The organism is Falsibacillus albus, from assembly GCF_003668575.1.
Taxonomy (GTDB): domain Bacteria; phylum Bacillota; class Bacilli; order Bacillales; family DSM-25281; genus Falsibacillus; species Falsibacillus albus.
Genome location: NZ_RCVZ01000005.1, coordinates 24884 through 47537, shown reverse-complemented (window position 1 = coordinate 47537; position 22654 = coordinate 24884). Strand labels below are relative to the sequence as shown.

The window sequence follows — 22654 nt, the reverse complement described above, 5'->3', positions numbered from 1 at the left end:
CCAAATAAATAGGGAGCACATAGTGTTCCCTTTTATATAAGAAAAGCGAATCCGGGATCCCCGGATGGATGAAGGTCCATTGCAACAAAACATTACATATCGGAGGTTCATATGAGCGTTCCTAAATATAAACGAGTCGTGTTAAAATTAAGTGGGGAAGCACTTGCCGGTGATAATAGCTTCGGGATCAATCCTTCTGTTATCAAGTCAATTGCTGAACAAGTCAAGGAAATTGCAGAATTGGACATTGAAGTGGCTGTCGTAGTCGGCGGCGGAAACATCTGGAGAGGGAAAATTGGCAGCGAGATGGGCATGGATCGCGCTTCTGCAGACTATATGGGCATGCTTGCGACTGTCATGAACTCCCTTGCTCTTCAGGATAGCCTAGAACAGCTCGGAATTGAAACACGTGTTCAAACATCCATCGACATGAGGCAGGTTGCAGAGCCATATATCCGCAGACGTGCAATCAGGCATCTTGAAAAGAAACGCGTTGTCATCTTTGCTGCAGGAACAGGGAACCCTTATTTCTCGACTGATACCACTGCTGCATTGCGTGCTGCCGAAATCGACGCAGAAGTTATTTTAATGGCCAAGAATAATGTGGATGGCGTATATACAGCAGATCCGAAGGTGGATAAAGATGCAGTCAAATATGACGAATTATCCTATTTGGACGTAATCAAAGAAGGATTGGCTGTAATGGATTCCACAGCATCCTCTTTATGCATGGATAACGACATTCCATTGATTGTTTTTTCCATAATGGAAAAAGGCAACATCAAACGAGTGGTTTTAGGTGAAACCATCGGAACAATTGTAAGGGGGAAAGCATAATGTCACAAGAAGTATTAAACAATGCAAAAACAAAGATGGAAAAAGCAGTACAAGCTTTTTCTCGCGAGCTTGCAAGCATCCGTGCAGGCAGAGCCAATGCATCTTTATTGGACAAGATATCCGTTGATTACTATGGTGCACCGACTCCAATCAATCAATTAGCATCAGTATCTGTGCCGGAAGCCCGATTGCTGGTCATCCAGCCTTACGACAAATCTATTCTTGGTGAGATCGAAAAAGCCATCCTGAAATCTGATTTAGGGATCACACCTTCTAATGACGGGTCTATCATCCGCATTGCCATCCCGGCACTTACGGAAGAACGCCGTAAGGAACTAGTGAAGACTGTCAAAAAAGAAGCTGAAGATGCAAAGGTGGCAATCCGTAATATCCGCCGCGATATCAACGACGACTTGAAGAAGCTCGAGAAAAACGGAGAGCTGACGGAGGATGATTTGCGCGGCTATTCTGATGATGTCCAAAAATTGACGGATACGAACATCAGCAAAGTGGATCAAGTTGCAAAAGATAAAGAAAAAGAGATTTTGGATGTATAATTTATCTTTCTAAAAGACGCAATATTTCAATGCCTGGCACCCGCTATAATCATATATCGTTATACGTTTAGGGATGAATGACGATATAATGGCGGAAGCCGGGCATTTTTATTTTGATTCGCCTTCATATTTTATACATATTTAAGGATAATGAAGATATCTTGAATTTTTTTTGGTATGATAGAAGTTGCGAACTGAATTCTAATTTCGATAAGTTCAATCAAGTGGAGGACTTGTTTATGTTAAATAAAATCAATTTTTGGAAAAGCTCAAAAAATAACGATGAAATAGCTGACCGCATTATGGATATAAAAAAACTTCAAATCCCTAAACATATCGCCATCATCATGGACGGAAATGGACGTTGGGCAAAAAAACGTGCTCTTCCACGTATCGCCGGCCATCATGAAGGGATGAAAGTCGTAAGGCGGATCACCAAATTGGCGAATCATTTAGGAGTCGAAGCATTGACGTTATATGCTTTTTCAACAGAAAATTGGAAGAGGCCAAAACTTGAAGTGGATTATTTAATGAAGCTTCCTGAAGAGTTTCTAGGAACTTTCCTGCCTGAACTAATAGAAGAAAATGTTAGGGTCACTATGGTCGGGTATAAGGAGCATTTGCCCAAGCATACGCTAGCAGCTATTGAAAAAGCGATGGAACAAACGAAGGATAATGATGGCCTTGTTTTGAATTTTGCCTTGAATTATGGAAGCCGGGCAGAAATCATTGAAGCGGTGCGTAATGTCTTAACTGATGTAAAAAGTGGTATAATAAATGCTAATGAGATTACGGAAGAAAATTTTTCTGACTATCTAATGACATCAAATTTGGAAGATCCTGATCTTTTGATTAGAACGAGTGGAGAAATCAGGCTCAGCAACTTCATGCTATGGCAGCTTGCATATACTGAATTCTGGTTTACTGATGTATTATGGCCAGATTTTTCTGATGAACATTTGCTGCAGGCAATCGAGGTTTATCAAAATCGATCTAGAAGATATGGTGGTATTCACAGTGAGGAGTCATAAGGAATGAAACAAAGAATCATAACGGGTGCATTGGGGATCGCTATTGTACTCCCAATCATATTTTATGGAGGCATCCCATTTTTATTACTAACGTATTTGATGGCGACAGTCGCTCTATATGAAGTGTTCAGGATGAAAAAAATCCGCCTCATTTCCACCCCGGGGCTGCTTTCGCTGGCAGTTTTATGGATTTTTTTGATCCCAAGTAAATATAATGAGGTAATTGGTCAATTTCATTTTACCAAAATTGAATTTGTCACGATGGGAATCTTACTTTGCCTGACATACACTGTGGCATCCAAAAACCGCTTTACATTTGATGATGCAGGTTTTGCGATCCTATCCACACTATATGTGGGCATAGGCTTTTTCTATTTCAACGAGGTAAGGGACATCAAATTGACTTGGGTGTTTTATGCGTTATTCGTCATATGGGCAACGGACTCAGGGGCGTATTTTATTGGCCGTTCCATGGGTAAGAAAAAATTGTGGCCGGAAATCAGTCCGAACAAAACGGTCGAAGGCTTTTTCGGCGGGGTGATCTGCGCCCTCATTGTAGCTGTTTTATTTGGAATCTTTTCGGACATCCCTGCTTCAATGCCGAAGCTGTTGATTGCTACAGCTGTTCTTTCGGTTTTTGGGCAGATAGGGGACCTAGTAGAATCGGCTTTAAAAAGGTATTACGGGGTAAAGGATTCTGGTAACATACTCCCTGGCCACGGTGGGGTTTTGGATCGATTTGACAGTTTGCTTTTTGTACTACCGATCATGACATTTATTTTAATCAACTGAAATAAATGGCGCTGTAATTAATGGGAGTGTGAGAAATGAAATACATAAGTTTGTTGGGGGCCACGGGCTCGATAGGAATGCAAACATTGGATGTAATAAGAAACCATTCGGAAGCATATAGATTGATAGCATTTTCTTCCGGCAGGAACATGGATGAAACAAGGAAAATCATCAAAGAGTTCAAACCAAAGCTGGTTTCCGTACAAAATAAAGATGATTGCAAACGCCTCGAAGCTGAATTTGATTCTTCCATATCCTTTTCATATGGAGAAGAAAGCCTGGTAGAGGTGGCTGTATATGAAAAAGCGGATATCCTTGTCAACGCTGTCCTGGGAAGTGTAGGGCTATTTCCGACATTGCAAGCAATCAAGGCAAAAAAGACGATTGCAATTGCAAATAAGGAGACGCTTGTAACTGCAGGGCATCTAGTCATGGAGGCTGCGAGGGAAAATGATGTTGAGCTTCTGCCGGTTGATAGTGAGCATTCCGCCATATTTCAGGCATTGCAGGGGGAAAATCCAAAAAATATCGAAAAGTTGATTCTTACTGCATCTGGAGGAAGCTTCCGAGATCGGACCAGGAATGAATTGAAGGAAGTTACGGTTGAAGAAGCCTTGAACCATCCAAACTGGTCAATGGGGGCAAAAATCACGATCGATTCTGCTACGATGATGAATAAAGGTTTGGAAGTCATTGAAGCACATTGGCTCTTCGATATTCCTTTTGAACAAATTGAAGTTCTGCTCCATCGTGAAAGCATCATCCATTCTATGGTTGAGTTTCACGATAGCAGCGTGATCGCCCAGCTTGGTACACCGGATATGAGGGTGCCCATCCAATATGCACTCACCTACCCGGACCGATTTCCATTTCCAAAGGCAAGCAAGCTGAATCTAGCCCAAATCGGAAAGCTTCATTTTCAAGAAATGGACATGGATCGATTCTATTGCTTGAAGCTTGCCTATCAGGCAGGCGTGGCCGGTGGTACTATGCCGACAGTTTTAAATGCAGCAAACGAAGCGGCCGTCAGCGGTTTCCTAAAAGGGAAAATCAAGTTTTTACAGATCGAAGAGTTGATTGAAAAAGCACTTAGCCGCCATAATAGGATTAAACACCCTGATCTAAGCACCATCCAAGATGTGGACAAGGAAACAAGAAGCTATATCGATTCGCTTTTATAAGTAAAGCAGAGGCAGCTAGTATAAAAACAATTTTTTCTTATCTTTTATAAAAAAGGTGGTTTTACAATTGGAAACAGTAATAGCCTTTATCGTCATTTTCGGGGCTTTAGTTTTTTTCCATGAACTCGGCCATTTTGTTTTCGCCAAAAGAGCGGGGATATTATGCAGGGAGTTTGCAATTGGATTTGGACCGAAAGTGTTTTCAGCCAAAAGAGGCGAAACCACTTATACGATAAGACTGCTGCCAATAGGCGGGTTTGTCCGCATGGCAGGAGAAGACCCAGAAATGGTTGAGCTGAAACCCGGGCACAGGGTTGGGCTGGTGCAGAACCATGATGGGCTAGTGGAGAAAATCGTTTTAAATAACCGGGAAAAATACAATAACTTATTAGTAGTGGAAGTGGAGCATGCAGATCTTGAAAAGGAATTGATCATCCGCGGCTATGAAGATGATGACGAGGAGGAAGTTTTGAAAACCTTCCGCCTATCAAAAGAAGCAGTCATGATTGAAGATCAAGTCGAGACGCAAATTGCTCCTTGGGATCGTCAATTTGCCTCAAAGACACTTGGCCAAAGAGCGATGGCGATTTTTGCAGGACCGATGATGAATTTCATCTTGGCCTTTGTCGTATTTGTGATCATAGCCCTTTTTCAAGGAATACCAGTCAATGATCCGGTATTGGGCAAGATTTCTCCTGATGGGGCCGCTCATGAAGCTGGACTTCATAAGGGGGATACCGTCTTAAGCATTGAAGGAGCAGAAATTTCAAGCTGGTCAGACGTTGTTGACGTTGTCAGGAAACACCCAGGTGATGAATTGACATTCACGGTTGAACGGGATAACAAAACTATCGATATACCTGTCACGCCTAAATTGACTGAAGCAGATGGCGGGAAGATTGGGTTGATTGGTGTGATGAGCCCAGTTGAGAAATCACCGATAAAGTCAATCGGCTATGGATTTAAGGAAACATACAGCTGGACTGTGGAAATCTTCCACATGTTAGGAAAGCTGCTTACAGGACAATTTTCCATCAATGCTCTTTCCGGCCCAGTCGGCATATATGTTTCAACAGAGACTGTCGCAAAATCAGGTGTATTCTATTTAATGAAATGGGGCGCGATCCTGAGCATCAACTTAGGTATCATGAATTTATTGCCGATTCCTGCATTGGATGGCGGACGATTAATGTTCTTTGTTGCGGAAGCTCTGCGGGGCAAACCAATTGACCGCCACAAAGAAGGACTCGTTCACTTTATCGGATTTGCCTTGTTGATGGTACTCATGCTGATCGTTACCTGGAACGATATTCAGAGATTCTTTTTACAATAATGTTTAATTGAGGTGCAAGTAATGAAGCAAAGTATGACACTGATCCCCACTTTGAGGGAAGTACCGGCAGATGCTGATGTAAAAAGCCATCAGCTGTTGCTCCGGGCTGGATTTATAAGACAAAATGCGAGCGGAGTATATAGTTTCCTTCCTTTGGGGAAGAAGGTGCTGCAAAATATCGAACAAATCGTAAGGGAAGAAATGATGGCTGCCGGCGCAATGGAAATCTTAATGCCTGCTTTGCAGCAAGCGGAACTATGGCAGGAGTCGGGGCGCTGGTATTCGTACGGACCCGAATTGATGCGTTTGAAGGATCGCCACAGTCGGGAATTCGCGCTTGGTGCTACGCATGAAGAAGTCATCACGAGCTTGGTGCGTGATGAAATAAAGTCATATAAAAAACTGCCATTGACGCTTTATCAAATTCAAACAAAGTTCCGAGACGAAAAAAGGCCGCGTTTTGGTCTCCTCCGAGGCAGGGAGTTCATCATGAAGGATGCCTATTCTTTTCATTCTTCTCCTGAAAGCCTGGACGAAATCTATAAAAAAATGTTCCAAGCCTACTCCAATATTTTTGAAAGATGCGGTTTGAATTTCCGTGCGGTCATCGCCGATTCTGGAGCGATGGGCGGAAAGGATACCCATGAATTCATGGTGTTGTCAGAAATTGGTGAAGATACGATCGCTTATTCAAACGAATCGGATTATGCAGCAAATATAGAAATGGCACCTGTATTGGCAGCATATGAAAAGGCAAACGAACAGCAAGAAGAGCTTGTGAAAGTCGAGACAAAGGATCAGAAATCCATCGAACAAGTAGCTGCATTCTTAAATGTTCCCGCATCGAAATGCATCAAAACACTTATCTTTAAAGCAGATGACCAATTCGTACTGGTACTCTCCCGTGGAGACCATGAAATCAATGATATAAAATTGAAAAACTATTTAGAAGCTGCTTCCGTAGAGCTCGCTTCACCGGAAGAAACAAAAGCATTGATGAACTGTTCCGTTGGTTCCTTGGGTCCGATCGATGTGGACAAGGATCTGAAAATCGTTGCCGACCATGCAGTGGAATATGTCATCAACGGTGTATGCGGGGCTAACGATGAGGATCATCACTATACGAATGTCAATCCTTCAAGGGATTTGGAAGTAGCAGCATATACGGACTTAAGGTTTATTCAGGAAGGAGATCCTTCTCCAGATGGGAAAGGAATCATTCAATTTGCCAAAGGAATAGAAGTTGGCCATGTATTCAAACTGGGTACAAGATATAGTGAAGCGATGAATGCCACTTATCTTGATGAAAATGGACGTGCACAGCCTATGATAATGGGCTGCTATGGAATCGGGGTTTCCCGGACACTTGCAGCAGTGGCCGAACAGTTTAATGATGAAAAGGGCTTTGTATGGCCGGCCAATATTACACCGTTCGATTTACATCTCATCCCGGTGAATATGAAGGATGAGCAACAGGCTGCGTTGGCGAATGAATTGTATTCAGTTCTAGGTCAACATAGATTCGAAGTGTTGATGGACGATCGCCAAGAACGGCCGGGAGTGAAATTTGCTGATTCCGACCTCATCGGACTCCCGATAAGAATAACTGTAGGAAAAAAGGCAAGCGAAGGCATTGTCGAGGTAAAGGAAAGAAAGACAGGCAACATGTTTGAAGTCCATAAAGATGAATTGCTTGAGAAAATATCATCACTTTTATAAAGAATCATAGGGTACCCAAGTGGTACCTTTTTCTTTCGGTGGTATTTTCAAAAATCCATCATAAAGTTATTCATTTGAGCAGTAGGTGCGAGTCTCCGAACGGTTCCCCCTCCCGCACCTCGGAAAGCAAGCAGCTTGCAGATGAAATCACCAAATAGATTTGTGTCTCTTGAAAAAATCAACATTGAATTTGTACAATGTTTTCCTTAACATGTTAACTAGAGAAAAATGAAGTATCGATGGGAGAGTGTAAAAATGAGTGGCAATCCCTCCGATAAACGAGAACGATTTCGTGTTTTATTGGATCAAATACAACTTACAGAAGATCAATATATGCCCTACTTTGACGGAGCTGAAATCGTAAAGCTTGTCCTTGACCGCAAAGAAAAAAAGTGGCAGTTTCAATTTCAATTTTCCAAGATCATCCCATGTGATTTATTTTCACTGTTTTCCCAAAGACTTGAGCGAACCTTCCAGCATATTGCTAAGGTGTCTTTTTCGATAACAACAATCGATTCTACGATTTCAGATCAATTGATTATTGACTATTGGAATCATTGCATCAAAGAGATAGATGGGATTTCCCCTCCGCTCCTTGCGCTGTTGAACAAGCAGCATCCTACAATCAAGGGAAATAAGATATTGATCCAAGCCACCAACGATACAGAAGCAAGGACATTAAAAAAGAAATACGGTGATTGGATCACGAAAATATACCAAAGCATTGGGTTTCCTCCGCTGATTCTGGATACGGAAATAAAAGAAGAAGGGCCATCTGAGGAATATACTCAATTCTTGGCAGCGAAACTAAAAGAAGATGAAGAACGTGCTAAACAAGCAGTCATAGAAATGCAGAAGAAAGAATCAGAGGGATCAGATGCTGTGGAGGACTCTGGACCATTGCAAATCGGCTTGACCATCAAAAATGACGCTGATTTCCGGAAGTTGGAAGACATTTATGATGAAGAAAGAAGAATCGCCATTGAAGGGTATATCTTTGATGCAGAGACGAAAGAGCTTCGAAGCGGACGCACATTGTTGACCTTTAAGATAACCGATTATACAAGCTCAATGATCATCAAAATGTTCTCACGCGATAAAGAAGATGCCGCAATGTTCAATCGTGTCAAAAAAGGTTTATGGGTGAGGGTCAGAGGAAGCGTTCAAAATGATACCTTTGTCAGGGATCTTGTGATGATTGCCAATGACATTAATGAAATAAAGCCAGTTCTGAGACATGACCTTGCTCCAGAAGGTGAAAAACGGGTTGAGCTGCATCTTCACACACCAATGAGTCAAATGGATGCAGTTTCATCTGTCGGCGAACTGGTGGGCCAGGCAAAGAAATGGGGGCACCCGGCCATAGCAATTACCGATCATGCAGTTGCACAGTCCTTCCCTGAAGCCTATAGTGCAGGGAAAAAGCATGACATCAAGCTCTTGTATGGAGTGGAAGTGAATTTGGTGGATGACGGGGTTCCAATCGTTTACAATGATGCTCATCGATTACTTGCAGATGATACTTATGTCGTATTCGATGTTGAGACGACAGGGCTTTCCGCTGTCTACAATACCATTATCGAGTTAGCCGCTGTCAAAATCCGAGATGGGGAGATCATTGACCGATTTGAATCCTTTGCAAATCCCCATCATCGATTATCCGCAACCACCATCAATCTAACAGGGATCACAGATGACATGGTGGAAAATGCCCCGGAAGTGGATGAAGTCATAAAGAAATTCTACGATTGGATCGGGGATTCAATTCTCGTTGCCCACAACGCTTCGTTTGATATGGGCTTCTTGAATGTCGGATACAAAAACGTCGGGCTTGGGAAAGCGGTCAATCCGGTCATCGATACACTCGAGGTTGCCAGGCTGCTATACCCTGAATTTAAAAACCATCGATTGAACACATTGGCGAAGAAATTTGATATCGATTTGACCCAGCATCATAGGGCTATTTATGATGCTGAAGCAACTGGCTACCTACTTTTGAAGATGCTGAAAGATGCCCACGAAAAAGGGATTGAATACCATGATCAATTCAATGATTATATGGGGAAAGGCGATGCTTATAAGAGAGCAAGGCCTTCCCATTGCACACTTCTTGCCCAGAATGAAGAGGGATTGAAGAATATATTCAAGCTTGTGTCGATCGCCCATCTGAATTACTTTTATCGAGTTCCAAGGATTCCGCGTTCTCAGCTTCAAAAGCACCGTGATGGAATTTTGATTGGGTCTGGCTGCGATAAAGGGGAAGTTTTTACCGGTATGATGCAAAAAGCTCCGGAGGAAGTGAAGGAACTTGCCTCATTTTATGATTATCTCGAAGTGCATCCAAAAGATGTCTACAAACCTTTGATTGAGATGGAGCTTGTCCAGGACGAAAAGGCACTTGAAGAGATCATCGGCAATATTGTGAAGCTTGGGGAAGAGCTGGATATCCCGGTCGTGGCAACCGGAAACGTCCACTATTTGAATCCCAACGATAAAATTTACCGAAAGATATTGGTCAATTCGCAAGGAGGCGCTAACCCGTTAAACAGGCATGAGCTCCCGGATGTTCATTTCCGGACCACCGACGAAATGCTGAAGTGCTTTTCATTCCTTGGGGAAGAAAAAGCGAAGGAACTTGTCGTCGCTAATACGAACAAAATTGCCGACATGATTGAAGGGATCAAAGTCATTAAAGATGATCTATACACCCCGAAAATCGAAGGCGCGGACGAAGAAATGAGAAGCATGAGCTATGGCATGGCCAAAAAAATATACGGAGATGACCTTCCTGAAATCGTTGAAGCCCGTTTGGAGAAGGAATTGAAAAGCATCATCGGGCACGGCTTTGCAGTCATTTATTTGATATCGCATAAGCTTGTTAAAAAATCGCTGAATGACGGATATCTGGTCGGGTCCCGTGGTTCCGTCGGGTCGTCATTTGTTGCTACGATGACGGAAATAACGGAGGTAAATCCTCTCCCGCCTCATTATGTATGTCCAAACTGCAAGCACTCTGAATTCTTTAACGATGGGTCTGTAGGATCTGGATTTGACTTGCCGGATAAAGATTGTCCAGAGTGCGGAACGGTTTACAAAAAAGATGGACACGACATTCCTTTTGAAACATTCCTTGGCTTCAAAGGGGATAAAGTGCCAGATATCGACTTGAATTTCTCGGGGGAATATCAGCCTCAAGCTCACAATTATACGAAAGTTCTTTTCGGTGAGGACAATGTTTATCGTGCAGGGACCATCGGCACTGTTGCCGACAAGACAGCGTTCGGATATGTAAAGGGATACTCTCAGGATAATAACTTAACCTTAAGGGGAGCTGAAGTTGAGCGACTTGCACAAGGATGTACAGGTGTCAAGCGTACAACCGGACAGCATCCAGGGGGAATCATCGTCGTACCGGATTACATGGATATATTCGATTTTTCGCCGATCCAATTTCCTGCCGATGATAATAAGTCTGAATGGAAAACGACACATTTTGATTTCCATTCCATACACGATAACTTATTGAAACTCGATATTCTGGGACACGATGATCCGACGATGATCAGGATGCTGCAGGATTTGAGCGGGATCGATCCGAAGACGATCCCTACAGATGATCCAGAAGTAATGAAGATTTTCAGCGGACCTGAGCCGCTCGGCGTAACTGAACAGCAAATCATGTGCAAGACGGGCACGCTGGGAATTCCCGAATTTGGTACGAGGTTTGTCAGGCAGATGCTTGAAGACACAAAGCCTACCACTTTCTCCGAATTGGTCCAGATTTCCGGCTTGTCGCATGGGACCGATGTTTGGCTAGGGAATGCCCAGGAGCTGATCCATAACAGCATCTGCAACCTTAGTGAAGTTATCGGCTGTCGTGATGACATCATGGTTTATTTGATTTATCAAGGGCTGGAACCGGCATTTGCCTTTAAAATCATGGAATCTGTACGTAAAGGTAAAGGTCTGACAGACGAAATGGAAGAGGAAATGAGGAATAATGAGGTTCCGGAATGGTATATCGATTCTTGTAAGAAGATCAAATACATGTTCCCGAAAGCCCATGCGGCTGCTTATGTATTGATGGCAGTAAGGATTGCATACTTTAAAGTGCATCTACCGCTCCTTTATTATGCTGCATACTTTACCGTTAGGGCAGAGGATTTCGATGTTGATGCAATGGTGCGCGGAACAGAAGCGATTCGTGCAAAAATAGAAGAAATCAATGCAAAAGGTTTGGATATGTCCACAAAGGAAAAGAACCTATTGACAGTTCTTGAACTATCGCTCGAGATGTGCGAGAGGGGCTTCAAGTTCCAGCGGGTTGATTTATACAAATCAAGCGCTGACGAATTCATCATTGAAGGAGACACCTTGATCCCTCCATTCAATTCCATTCCTGGACTGGGCACAAATGCCGCCATCAATATCGTCAATGCACGGGAAGAAGGCGAATTCCTGTCCAAGGAAGATTTGCAGCAGCGTGGAAGAGTATCGAAAACAATCATCGAATACTTGGATAATCATGGCTGTTTGGAATCCCTTCCAGAGCAGAATCAATTATCATTGTTTTAATCTAAGAGGCTGCTCCCTGCTTTAATGGGGCAGCCTCTTTTACATGAATACGGAGATGATTTTGGCAGCGGGAGAAATCACATCAGCCGAAGTATTGTAGATGAAATTTTCAAATTATCAACCAATTGGGTGGACATATCAACTTAATTTTTGAGATATCAACCAAATTGGGGGATTTATCAACCAAATATTAAAAATATCAACCAATTGACAACAAACGGCGAATTTTCCGCCGGCTATCGACTAGCGAACTTCGGGGTTCTTCCCTACGATAAGTCAACATCGCATCGCTTTGCTCTTCGTGTTTCCTTTATCTCCGACGTACAGGATGTACTAGCAAAGGCGTTGCCACAGGACGTGGTGAACTTAGCCTTTGTTCCTTATCTCTTCGCCTCTAAGCAAGCCGGCTCCGCTTTTCTTATTGTCCAGCTCCGGCAGCTAGAGGCTAGTAGACTTCCCTCAGCACGCTTACGATAAGTCAACATCGATTGGCTTTCGCCAATCGTGTTTCCTTTATCTCGCGGTGCTTCAGTCCAGTCAATACGCCTCTAAGCAAGCTGCCTGCGCTTTTCTGATTTGCATAAAAATATTGGTTATGGTATATTTTTATTGGAAATACTACTTATAACTCTAAGTCAAAGAGTGGGGCGCCCCCACTCTTTCGTGTTGTTACAGGAAGTTTTTGGAGTGAATCTGCGAGAAATCCAGGAGGTATGTATGAGTAAAGTAACGGACATGGTCGAAGAGCTCGTTACACCTATTCTAGAGGATATGCAGCTCGAATTAATCGATATCGAGTATGTAAAAGAAGGGAAAAACTGGTTCCTTCGCGTATTTATTGATAAGGACAATGGTGTAGATATTGAGGAATGCGGGCTGGTGAGTACACGGTTAAGTGAAAAACTGGATGAAATTGACCCAATACCTCACAATTATTTTCTTGAAGTTTCTTCACCCGGTGCTGAACGGCCATTGAAAAAAGAGAAGGATTTTGAAAAGGCTGTAGGGAAATATGTAAATGTGAAAACATATGAACCGATAGATGGCGAGAAAACCTTTGAAGGAACGCTTCTTGAGTATGATAACGATACTTTGATATTAGAAATCAAGATCAAGACTAAAACGAAAACGGTCGAGCTGCCGATGGACAAAGTGGCAAAAGCCCGATTAGCCGTTTCTTTTTAAAGGGTATCGTTTTTAATTGAAGGGGGATGAAAAAGATGAGCACAGAATTATTAGATGCTCTCAATCTGCTTGAAAAAGAAAAAGGCATTTCGAGAGATATTTTGATTGAAGCGATCGAAGCAGCGCTGATTTCTGCATATCGACGCAATTTTAACCAAGCCCAGAATGTCCGCATCGACTTAAACTTAGGTTCTGGCACGATGCGTGTATTCGCTCGCAAAGAGGTAGTGGATGAAGTCTTCGATTCACGCCTTGAAATTTCTTTAGAAGATGCTGCGAAGATCAATCCAGCATACGAAGTCGGGGATGTAGTCGAAATCGAAGTAACTCCGAAGGACTTTGGAAGGATTGCAGCCCAAACGGCGAAGCAAGTCGTTACACAACGTGTACGTGAAGCTGAACGTGGAATTATTTATTCAGAATACGTTGACCGTGAAGAAGATATTATGACCGGTATCGTTCAGCGTCAAGATCCCCGCTTTATCTATGTTAGCTTAGGGAAAATCGAAGCATTGCTTCCACCGAGTGAGCAAATGCAAAATGAAAGCTATAAACCGCACGATCGTGTGAAGGTTTTCATCACAAAGGTGGAGAAGACCACCAAAGGTCCTCAAATTTTTGTTTCCAGAACACATCCAGGTCTTTTAAAACGCCTGTTTGAAATCGAAGTACCAGAAATCTATGATGGTACCGTTGAGATCAAGTCGGTGGCACGTGAAGCAGGAGACCGTTCCAAAATTTCCGTGCAAGCTGAAAACCCTGAAGTGGATGCAGTCGGAGCATGTGTAGGTCCTAAAGGATCACGTGTACAAGCGATTGTAAATGAACTTAAAGGTGAAAAAATCGATATTGTCGAATGGTCTGAAGATCCTGTTGTCTTCGTTGCTAATGCACTCAGCCCTTCAAAGGTATTGGACGTTCAAGTGGATGAAGAAGAAAAAGCTACAACTGTTGTGGTTCCAGACTATCAACTTTCCCTTGCGATTGGGAAAAGAGGTCAAAATGCCCGTCTTGCAGCAAAATTAACAGGCTGGAAAATTGATATTAAGAGCGAATCCGAAGCGAGGGAACAAGGCATCTATCCTAGAGGCAATGAAGAACCTGCTGAAGAGGACTCTTATTATGATGAAGATGAATTGAAAAATGCGTTTGACTTTGAAGAAGAACTTGATTAATAGGCAATAGGGCAGAGGTGAAAAGAATGGCATCTCAAAAGAAGATTCCTATGAGAAAATGTGTCGCGACCGGAGAAATGAAACCTAAAAAAGAGATGGTCCGCATCGTACGCTCCAAAGAAGGCGAAGTCTCCATCGACACGACCGGAAAAAAATCCGGCAGGGGGGCATATCTTTCTCTGGAAAAGGAAGCGATTTTAGCAGCTAAGAAAAAAAACGCCTTAGCCAACCAGCTAGGTGCAAAAATAGATGATACCATTTATGATGAACTTCTTCAGCTTGTGGAGAAGGGGATTTAACCATACATGACGAAACAAAACCAATGGATGTCATTATTAGGATTGGCAAATAGAGCAAGAAAAATCATTTCAGGCGAAGAGCTTGTTTTGAAGGAAGTTAAAAATGGTCGAGCAAAGCTTGTATTGCTCTCGAAGGATGCATCGCAAAACACTTCGAAGAAAATACTGGATAAATGCCATTATTACCGAACACCTGTCAAGATGGTAGAGAACAGAGATGATCTCGGGCAGGCAATAGGTAAACAGGCGAGGGTAGCCGTGGCAGTTATAGATGAAGGCTTTGCCAAAAAGCTTGCATTATTGCTCGATGAATCTCAATGGGGGTGAACATATGAGTAAAATGCGAATTTACGAATATGCAAAAAAACATAATGTTTCAAGTAAGGATATCATTACAAAGTTGAAGGATATGAATGTGGAAGTCTCCAATCATATGACCGCAATCGAAGATGATGCGGTGAAGAAATTGGATTCTATTTTCAATGTCAAAAATGAGAATGGAAAAAAACAAGCTAAACCACAATCATCCAAACAAAATACGAATATCCAGCCTAAAGGCAGCGGAAAACCTGCTGGTCAAAAAACGGATGACAAGGAGGATGCACCTACAAAAGTAAAGGTGAAATCTGGTCCTAAAAACCGTGAAGGCAAAAAACATGATCAGCAAAATCAATCAAAAGAAAATAAAGTCCTGAACAACAATCAGAAGAAGAAAAAAGGCAATAATCCGAAAAATAGAAATCAAGGTAACAATCGCCCGCAAAATCAGCCGCAGCAACAAAAGAAAAAGGAAAAAGAATTGCCTGAAAAGATCACATTCACAGATTCTTTGACTGTTTCTGAACTTGGAAAAAAGCTGCATCGTGAACCTTCTGAAATCATTAAGAAGCTATTCATGCTGGGAATCATGGCGACAATCAATCAAGAAATCGACAAAGATGCGATTGAATTGATTGCTGGTGAATATGGTGTTGAAGTGGAAGAAGAAATTAAGGTCGATACAACGGATCTTGAAGTTTATTTCACGGAAGATGAAGAAGGCGATCTTGTTGAACGTCCATCAGTCGTGACGATCATGGGCCACGTAGACCATGGTAAAACGACGCTTCTTGATTCCATCCGCAACACAAAGGTCACTGCTGGAGAAGCCGGCGGGATCACACAGCATATCGGTGCTTATCAAGTAAAAGTAAATGACAAGAAAATCACGTTCCTGGATACTCCTGGACACGCCGCATTTACAACAATGCGTGCGCGTGGAGCCCAAGTGACGGATATCACCATTCTTGTCGTCGCAGCGGATGACGGTGTTATGCCGCAAACAATCGAAGCCATCAATCATGCAAAAGCTGCAAAGGTTCCAATCATTGTGGCCGTCAACAAAATGGATAAAGAAGCAGCAAATCCAGATCGTGTCATGCAGGAATTGACAGAGCATGGACTCATCCCTGAAGCATGGGGCGGCGATACAATTTTCGTTCCGCTATCTGCATTATCAGGTGATGGAATTGACAATCTGCTCGAGATGATCCTGCTTGTAGGTGAAGTAGAGGAATATAAAGCAAATCCAAATAGAAATGCAATCGGTACAGTTGTAGAGGCCCAATTGGATAAAGGCCGTGGTTCGGTAGCGACGCTATTGGTACAAAACGGTACGCTTCGCGTCGGGGATCCGATTGTTGTCGGAAACACCTTCGGCCGTGTTCGTGCAATGGTGAATGACCTTGGGCGACGTGTCAAAGAAGCAGGCCCTTCAACTCCTGTAGAAATCACAGGATTAAATGATGTTCCTCAAGCGGGAGATCGTTTCGTTGTATTCAATGATGAGAAAACCGCTCGTCAAGTTGGTGAAAACAGGGCGCAACAAGCTCTACAAGCACAACGCGGAGAAAAATCACGCGTCAGCCTTGATAACCTGTTTGAACAAATGAAGCAAGGTGAAATGAAAGACTTGAATATTGTCCTCAAAGCGGATGTACAAGGTTCTGCAGAAGCTATGGCGGCGTCCCTTCAAAAAATAGAAGTGGAAGGCGTCAATGTCAGAATCATTCATACAGCAGTCGGGGCAATCAATGAATCGGATATCACGCTTGCCGCTGCTTCCAATGCAATTGTCATCGGCTTTAACGTACGTCCTGATGTCAATGCGAAACGCGCTGCCGAAGCAGAAGGCGTTGACATCCGTCTGCACCGAATCATCTATAAAGTGATTGAGGAAATCGAATCTGCGATGAAAGGGATGCTTGATCCGGAATTTGAGGAAAAAATCATCGGTCAAGCTGAAGTTCGTCAAACATTCAAGGTTTCTAAAGTCGGTACAATTGCTGGAAGCTTCATCACAGAAGGGAAAATCACTCGCGACAGTGGTATCCGCTTGATCCGCGACGGCGTCGTGATCTTTGAAGGTGAAGTGGATGTGCTGAAACGCTACAAAGATGATGCAAAAGAAGTCAGCAAAGGCTACGAATGCGGAATCACAATCAAGAACTATAATGACATCAAAGAAGGCGACATCATCGAGGCATATGTCATGGAGGAAATCGCTCGCAAATGATTGCATCAGCAGAATTTGACTGCTTGATCTATGATGCCCAATCCCTTAAAGACAAAAGAGCCGTGCTTCAACGTGTGTTGACGCGGCTCAAACAAAAATACAACGTTTCCGTTTCAGAAATCGGCCATCAGGACGTCTGGCAGCATACCCGGATTACGCTTGTAACCGTTGCTTCCTCCCGTCAAGCAGCCGAAAAGGAATTGGAGCGAGCCATTAAATTTATTGATTCCTTCCCTGAGTGGGAAAGGGGACAGACATCCTTTGAATGGTTGTAAAAGAGGTGAATCTTAATGAGCCACCGTACTAATCGTGTAGGCGAACAAATGAAGAAAGAACTTGGCGATATCATCGGCCGAAAAATCAAAGACCCGCGCATTGGATTTGTAACGGTCACGGATGTTGAAGTATCCGGCGACCTTCAACAGGCAAAGGTATACATTACCGTATTGGGTGATGATGATCAAAAAGAAAATACGCTTAAGGGGTTAGCGAAAGCAAAGGGATTCATCCGATCCGAAATCGGACAAAGAATCCGCCTCCGCAAAACACCTGAACTCATTTTCGAATTTGACGAATCCATTGACTACGGAAATCGAATTGAGTCCCTCTTGAAGGGAATTCAAGACGACGAACCGAACGGCGATGAATAAGTATATAAAAGGATAGACTATGTCTATCCCTTTTTTATGTAAAAAATCATTAAAGGTGTGTGAGGATTATGGACGGCATCCTGCCAATATGGAAGCCAGCAGGTATGACTTCCCACGATTGTGTTTTTAAAATAAGGAAGATGCTTCGGATGAAAAAGGTCGGGCATACAGGAACCCTCGATCCTGACGTGACAGGCGTATTGCCGATTTGCCTCGGGAAGGCAACTAAAATTTCCGAATATATGATGAATACTGGAAAGTCTTATGTGGGCGAGGTCGTGGTTGGCTTTTCAACCACAACCGAAGATGCATCGGGGGAGATCGTTGAAGCAAAACGAGTCGAAGAGCCGATAACCAAGGAAGAGGTCCTAGAGGTGTTCAATCAGTTGACAGGTGAAATCACCCAAACTCCTCCGATGTACTCCGCAGTGAAAGTGAAAGGGAAAAAACTATATGAATATGCACGTGCAGGAATTGAAGTTGAAAGACCATCGCGAAGGGTTCAAATCAAAGACATTCAATTGACAAGCCAAATTTCTTTCAGTGATGGCAAGGCCATATTCAGCTTTTCTGTTGACTGCAGCAAGGGGACGTATATTCGAACATTGGCGGTCATGATCGGTGAAAAACTTGGATATCCCGCTCATATGTCAAAACTGGTAAGAACTTCATCAGGATCATTTTTACAGGAAGACTGCTTCACGTTCGAGGAACTGAACGAGCTGATTGAGAAGGGTGAAATTGATAAGGCTGTCGCCCCTTTGGAGCGGGGGATTTCTCATTTGCCCAATATTGAAATTAGTGATAAAGTAGCAGAGAAAGTAAGAAATGGAGCCGTTTTAGAAAAGTCTTCTGTGCCTATAGTGGACCTCCAGTCGGTCTTGATACATGATGGGAATGCGCTTGCAATATATCAACCACATCCATCCAAGCCAGAATTCATTAAACCGGTCAAAGTTCTACGCAATGAATAGAGGAATTAGGTGAGGTATTTTGAAGGTTATAACAATCCATCATCCCCATTCTTATCAAAAGGATGATTTCCCTCCATTGGTCATGGCGCTTGGATATTTCGATGGAGTGCATCTTGGGCATCAAAAAGTGATGAACACAGCGATATCCATTGCGAAAGAAAAGAACATTCAAAGTGCTGTCATGACGTTTGACCCCCATCCATCTGTCGTATTGGGCCATAAACATAAGCATATAGAATATATCACACCTCTCCAGGAAAAAATTAATTTGGTTGAATCCTTGGGGATTGATTATTTATTTATTGTCCGCTTTACGTCAGATTTTGCTCATTTGCTCCCACAGGAATTTGTGGATGATTATTTGATCAGATTGAATGTCCAGCACGTGGTGGCAGGCTTTGATTATAGCTATGGCAGACTTGGGAAAGGAAAAATGGATACGATGCCATTTCATTCCCGACATGTATTCACGCAAACCACGGTTGAGAAGCTGGTGAATGAAGAAGATGAAAAAGTCAGTTCATCATTGATCAGGGAAAAAATAGCAAATGGGGAAGTAGATAGAATCCCGAGTCTATTAGGCAGGTTTTACAGAACCGATGGAACTGTCGTCCATGGGGATAAAAGAGGAAGAAAAATAGGTTTCCCGACAGCAAATATCGAAATGAATGATGACTTTCTGATCCCTAAAAATGGCGTATATGCCGTACGTATGCTCGTTAATAATGAATGGGAGAATGGAGTATGCAACATCGGATATAAACCGACATTCAAAAATCCCGATGAATTTTCACTTACCATCGAAGTGCATCTGTTTGATTTCGACCGCTCCATTTACGGAGAAGAAGTCGTTATTCAATGGCATAAACGTCTACGCGCTGAAGAAAAATTCAATGGTATCGATGAATTGATCGCTCAAATTGGTATGGATAAAGAGAAAGCCATTCAATACTTCGAAAATCATCATGTTTAGACTTGCTTTTTACATACTTTAATAGTATTCTTATATACGTATGAAATGAACCTTTGCTTGGCAAGGCGAGTCTCCGACGCTTGCTCAGTAATAGGGGATTTGAAAGGATTTCATATCCTTTTACTTAATTTTAGGAGGTGAATCAGGATGGCTATCACTCAAGAGCGTAAAAACGAACTTATCAGTGAGTACAAAGTACACGACACTGACACTGGATCACCAGAGGTTCAAATTGCTATCCTTACTGAATCAATCAACAATTTGAATGACCACTTACGTACTCACAAGAAGGACCACCACTCTCGTCGCGGTCTTTTGAAAATGGTAGGTAAACGTCGTAACCTATTAACTTATTTGCGTAACAATGACGTTCAACGTTACCGTGAATTAATCACGAAGCTTGGTCTACGTCGATAAGTTATGACAAGAAGCGGGATTTCTTCCCGCTTTTTTATTAGGTTAAAAATCATATTATTTTATTTCAAATTGTTTTGGAATTTGCATGTTTGTCAAGAATACATAATAACTTTTCTTTACGATATTTCTGCACAATGTGCTTTATATGATAAAATGTAACAAATATGTGTGAATAATTAGATGATGTTCAAAATAGAGAGGGGTTCATATATGGATCAAAGTAAACAGGTCTTTTCGACAGACTGGGCCGGTCGAAAATTGACAGTCGAAATAGGACAATTGGCGAAGCAGGCAAATGGAGCAGTTTTAGTACGATATGGTGACACAGCAGTATTGAGTACGGCTACTGCCTCGAAGGAACCGAAAAATCTTGATTTCTTTCCATTGACAGTTAATTATGAAGAACGTCTATACGCGGTTGGTAAAATTCCGGGAGGTTTCATTAAACGTGAAGGAAGACCAAGTGAAAAAGCCATTTTGGCAAGCCGCCTGATCGATAGACCGATTCGCCCGCTTTTCGCGGATGGCTTCAGGAATGAAGTTCAAGTCATCAGCATGGTCATGAGTGTGGATCAAGATTGTTCATCTGAAATGGGCGCAATGTTTGGTTCATCCTTGGCATTATCAGTATCCGATATTCCATTTGATGGACCGATTGCCGGAGTGATTGTCGGTTTGGTCGATGATGAATTTGTGATCAATCCAACAGTTGAACAATTGGAAAGAAGCACAATGCATTTGACAGTTGCTGGTACGAAAGATGCCATCAACATGGTTGAAGCCGGTGCACAGGAAGTTCCTGAAGAAACGATGCTAGAAGCGATTATGTTCGGTCATGAAGAAATCAAGAAATTGATTGCATTCCAAGAAGAAATTGTGGAAAAAGTCGGCAAGGAAAAGATGGCAATCGAGCTGTCTGTCATTGATTCAGACATTGAAGCTCAAGTCCGTGAGCTGTGCGAAGAAGAGATGATCGCTGCCATCCAAGTACAGGAAAAGCATGCGCGCGAAGATGCCATCAAGGCTGTAAAAGATAAAGTCTTAGCCGTCTTCGAAGAACGCGAGGAAACAGAAGAAGAAACGACTAAACAAGTGAAGAAGGTATTGGACAAGCTTGTAAAAGGTGAAGTGCGACGCCTGATCACAGAAGATAAAGTCCGTCCGGATGGCCGCGGCGTCGACGAAATACGTCCGCTTTCATCAATGGTTGGCATATTGCCGCGTACACATGGTTCCGGCCTCTTTACGCGAGGACAGACGCAGGCCTTGAGTGTATGTACACTTGGCGCTCTTGGGGATGTTCAAATTCTAGACGGATTGGGCATCGAGGAATCAAAACGATTCATGCATCATTACAATTTCCCTCTCTTCTCAGTTGGTGAAACAGGTCCGATGAGAGGTCCAGGCCGCCGTGAAATTGGCCATGGTGCACTTGGTGAACGTGCCCTTGAACCGATCATTCCAAACGAAAAGGATTTTCCATATACAATCAGGCTTGTATCGGAAGTGCTTGAATCAAATGGCTCTACTTCACAGGCAAGCATCTGCGGAAGCACCCTTGCCATGATGGACGCCGGAGTCCCAATTAAAGCACCGGTTGCCGGGATCGCGATGGGGCTTGTCAAATCAGGTGAATATTATACAATCTTAACGGATATCCAAGGAATGGAAGATCACTTGGGTGACATGGACTTCAAAGTAGCCGGAACTGAAAAAGGCGTGACTGCGCTTCAAATGGATATTAAAATCGAGGGTCTTTCACGCGAAATCCTTGAAGAAGCACTTCAGCAAGCCAAAAAAGGCCGTATGCAAATTTTGGACAGCATGCTTTCAACGATATCGGCACCAAGAGAGTATTTATCTCAATATGCGCCTAAGATTTTAACGATGTCAATCAATCCGGATAAAATCCGTGATGTCATCGGACCGAGCGGGAAACAGATCAATAAAATCATTGAAGAGACAGGCGTCAAGATTGATATTGAACAAGACGGTACAGTATTCATTTCATCAGTTGATGAAGATATGAATAAGAAAGCGAAAAAGATCATCGAAGATATCGTCCGTGAAGTGGAAGTCGGTCAAATGTATCTTGGTAAAGTAAAACGGATCGAAAAGTTCGGTGCTTTTGTTGAAATATTCAATGGGAAAGATGGTCTTGTCCATATTTCCGAACTGGCTGAAGAACGCATCAGAAAAGTGGAAGATGTCGTTTCATTGGGTGATGAAATACTAGTGAAGGTCATCGATATCGACAATCAAGGTCGAGTCAATCTTTCTCGTAAAGTCGTATTAAAAGAACAACGGGAAAAAGAAGAACAGCAAGAAAAATAATCATTAGAACCAAGGCTGACCCAACCAAGCTGCGGATCCCCGTACTGAATGTGCGAGGCGTCACCGTT

19 protein-coding genes are annotated in these 22654 nt (G+C 42.8%); all 19 read left to right on the top strand.

Translation table 11 applies throughout. From position 1 onward, the window contains the following. The first annotated feature begins 111 nt into the window (after positions 1-111). Positions 112-837, top strand: coding sequence for a UMP kinase (gene pyrH, locus D9X91_RS08805; protein WP_121680241.1), 726 nt, complete (start codon positions 112-114; stop codon positions 835-837). Then, complete coding sequence (gene frr, locus D9X91_RS08800; RefSeq protein WP_121680240.1) at positions 837-1394, top strand: ribosome recycling factor; 558 nt, start codon at positions 837-839, stop codon at positions 1392-1394. The genes pyrH and frr overlap by 1 nt, the downstream gene beginning before the upstream one ends. A gap of 239 nt (positions 1395-1633) precedes the next feature. Then, the gene (locus D9X91_RS08795; protein ID WP_121680239.1) at positions 1634-2425 is read left to right on the top strand and encodes an isoprenyl transferase; all 792 of its coding nucleotides are present in this window, start codon (positions 1634-1636) and stop codon (positions 2423-2425) included. Between the two features lie 3 nt (positions 2426-2428). Beyond that, positions 2429-3217, top strand: coding sequence for a phosphatidate cytidylyltransferase (locus tag D9X91_RS08790; RefSeq protein ID WP_121680238.1), 789 nt, complete (start codon positions 2429-2431; stop codon positions 3215-3217). A 35-nt stretch (positions 3218-3252) separates the two neighbouring features. Next, a complete protein-coding gene (gene dxr / locus D9X91_RS08785; RefSeq protein WP_121680237.1) occupies positions 3253-4398 on the top strand; it encodes a 1-deoxy-D-xylulose-5-phosphate reductoisomerase in 1146 nt (381 codons plus the stop codon). A 67-nt stretch (positions 4399-4465) separates the two neighbouring features. Beyond that, the gene (gene rseP / locus D9X91_RS08780) at positions 4466-5731 is read left to right on the top strand and encodes an RIP metalloprotease RseP (RefSeq protein WP_121680236.1); all 1266 of its coding nucleotides are present in this window, start codon (positions 4466-4468) and stop codon (positions 5729-5731) included. A 21-nt stretch (positions 5732-5752) separates the two neighbouring features. Then, positions 5753-7450, top strand: coding sequence for a proline--tRNA ligase (locus D9X91_RS08775; protein ID WP_121680235.1), 1698 nt, complete (start codon positions 5753-5755; stop codon positions 7448-7450). 255 nt (positions 7451-7705) lie between these two features. After that, positions 7706-12025 carry a PolC-type DNA polymerase III gene (locus D9X91_RS08770; RefSeq protein ID WP_121680234.1) on the top strand — a complete coding sequence of 1440 codons (4320 nt, stop codon included), beginning with the start codon at positions 7706-7708 and terminating at the stop codon, positions 12023-12025. A gap of 717 nt (positions 12026-12742) precedes the next feature. Continuing rightward, the gene (gene rimP / locus D9X91_RS08765) at positions 12743-13210 is read left to right on the top strand and encodes a ribosome maturation factor RimP (protein WP_121680233.1); all 468 of its coding nucleotides are present in this window, start codon (positions 12743-12745) and stop codon (positions 13208-13210) included. A 35-nt stretch (positions 13211-13245) separates the two neighbouring features. Then, positions 13246-14385 (top strand): transcription termination factor NusA, encoded by a 1140-nt coding sequence (gene nusA / locus D9X91_RS08760; protein WP_121680232.1) that lies wholly within the window; start codon positions 13246-13248, stop codon positions 14383-14385. Between the two features lie 26 nt (positions 14386-14411). Beyond that, positions 14412-14684, top strand: a complete 273-nt coding sequence (gene rnpM / locus D9X91_RS08755) for an RNase P modulator RnpM (protein ID WP_121680231.1) — start codon at positions 14412-14414, stop codon at positions 14682-14684. 6 nt (positions 14685-14690) lie between these two features. Then, complete coding sequence (locus D9X91_RS08750) at positions 14691-15011, top strand: YlxQ family RNA-binding protein (RefSeq protein WP_325050512.1); 321 nt, start codon at positions 14691-14693, stop codon at positions 15009-15011. A 4-nt stretch (positions 15012-15015) separates the two neighbouring features. After that, positions 15016-17238 (top strand): translation initiation factor IF-2, encoded by a 2223-nt coding sequence (gene infB / locus D9X91_RS08745; protein WP_121680230.1) that lies wholly within the window; start codon positions 15016-15018, stop codon positions 17236-17238. Further along, positions 17235-17513 (top strand): DUF503 domain-containing protein, encoded by a 279-nt coding sequence (locus D9X91_RS08740; RefSeq protein WP_121680229.1) that lies wholly within the window; start codon positions 17235-17237, stop codon positions 17511-17513. Before infB ends, D9X91_RS08740 begins: the two co-directional genes overlap by 4 nt. A 15-nt stretch (positions 17514-17528) precedes the next feature. Further along, positions 17529-17888, top strand: a complete 360-nt coding sequence (gene rbfA, locus D9X91_RS08735; protein ID WP_121680228.1) for a 30S ribosome-binding factor RbfA — start codon at positions 17529-17531, stop codon at positions 17886-17888. Positions 17889-17956: 68 nt separating this feature from the next. Further along, a complete protein-coding gene (truB, locus tag D9X91_RS08730) occupies positions 17957-18862 on the top strand; it encodes a tRNA pseudouridine(55) synthase TruB (protein WP_121680227.1) in 906 nt (301 codons plus the stop codon). A gap of 19 nt (positions 18863-18881) precedes the next feature. Next, complete coding sequence (gene ribF, locus D9X91_RS08725) at positions 18882-19835, top strand: bifunctional riboflavin kinase/FAD synthetase (RefSeq protein WP_121680226.1); 954 nt, start codon at positions 18882-18884, stop codon at positions 19833-19835. Between the two features lie 147 nt (positions 19836-19982). Next, on the top strand, positions 19983-20252 hold the full coding sequence (rpsO, locus tag D9X91_RS08720) for a 30S ribosomal protein S15 (protein ID WP_121680225.1): 270 nt from the start codon (positions 19983-19985) through the stop codon (positions 20250-20252). Positions 20253-20462: 210 nt separating this feature from the next. Next, positions 20463-22586 (top strand): polyribonucleotide nucleotidyltransferase, encoded by a 2124-nt coding sequence (gene pnp, locus D9X91_RS08715; protein ID WP_121680224.1) that lies wholly within the window; start codon positions 20463-20465, stop codon positions 22584-22586. The last annotated feature ends 68 nt before the right edge of the window (positions 22587-22654 follow it).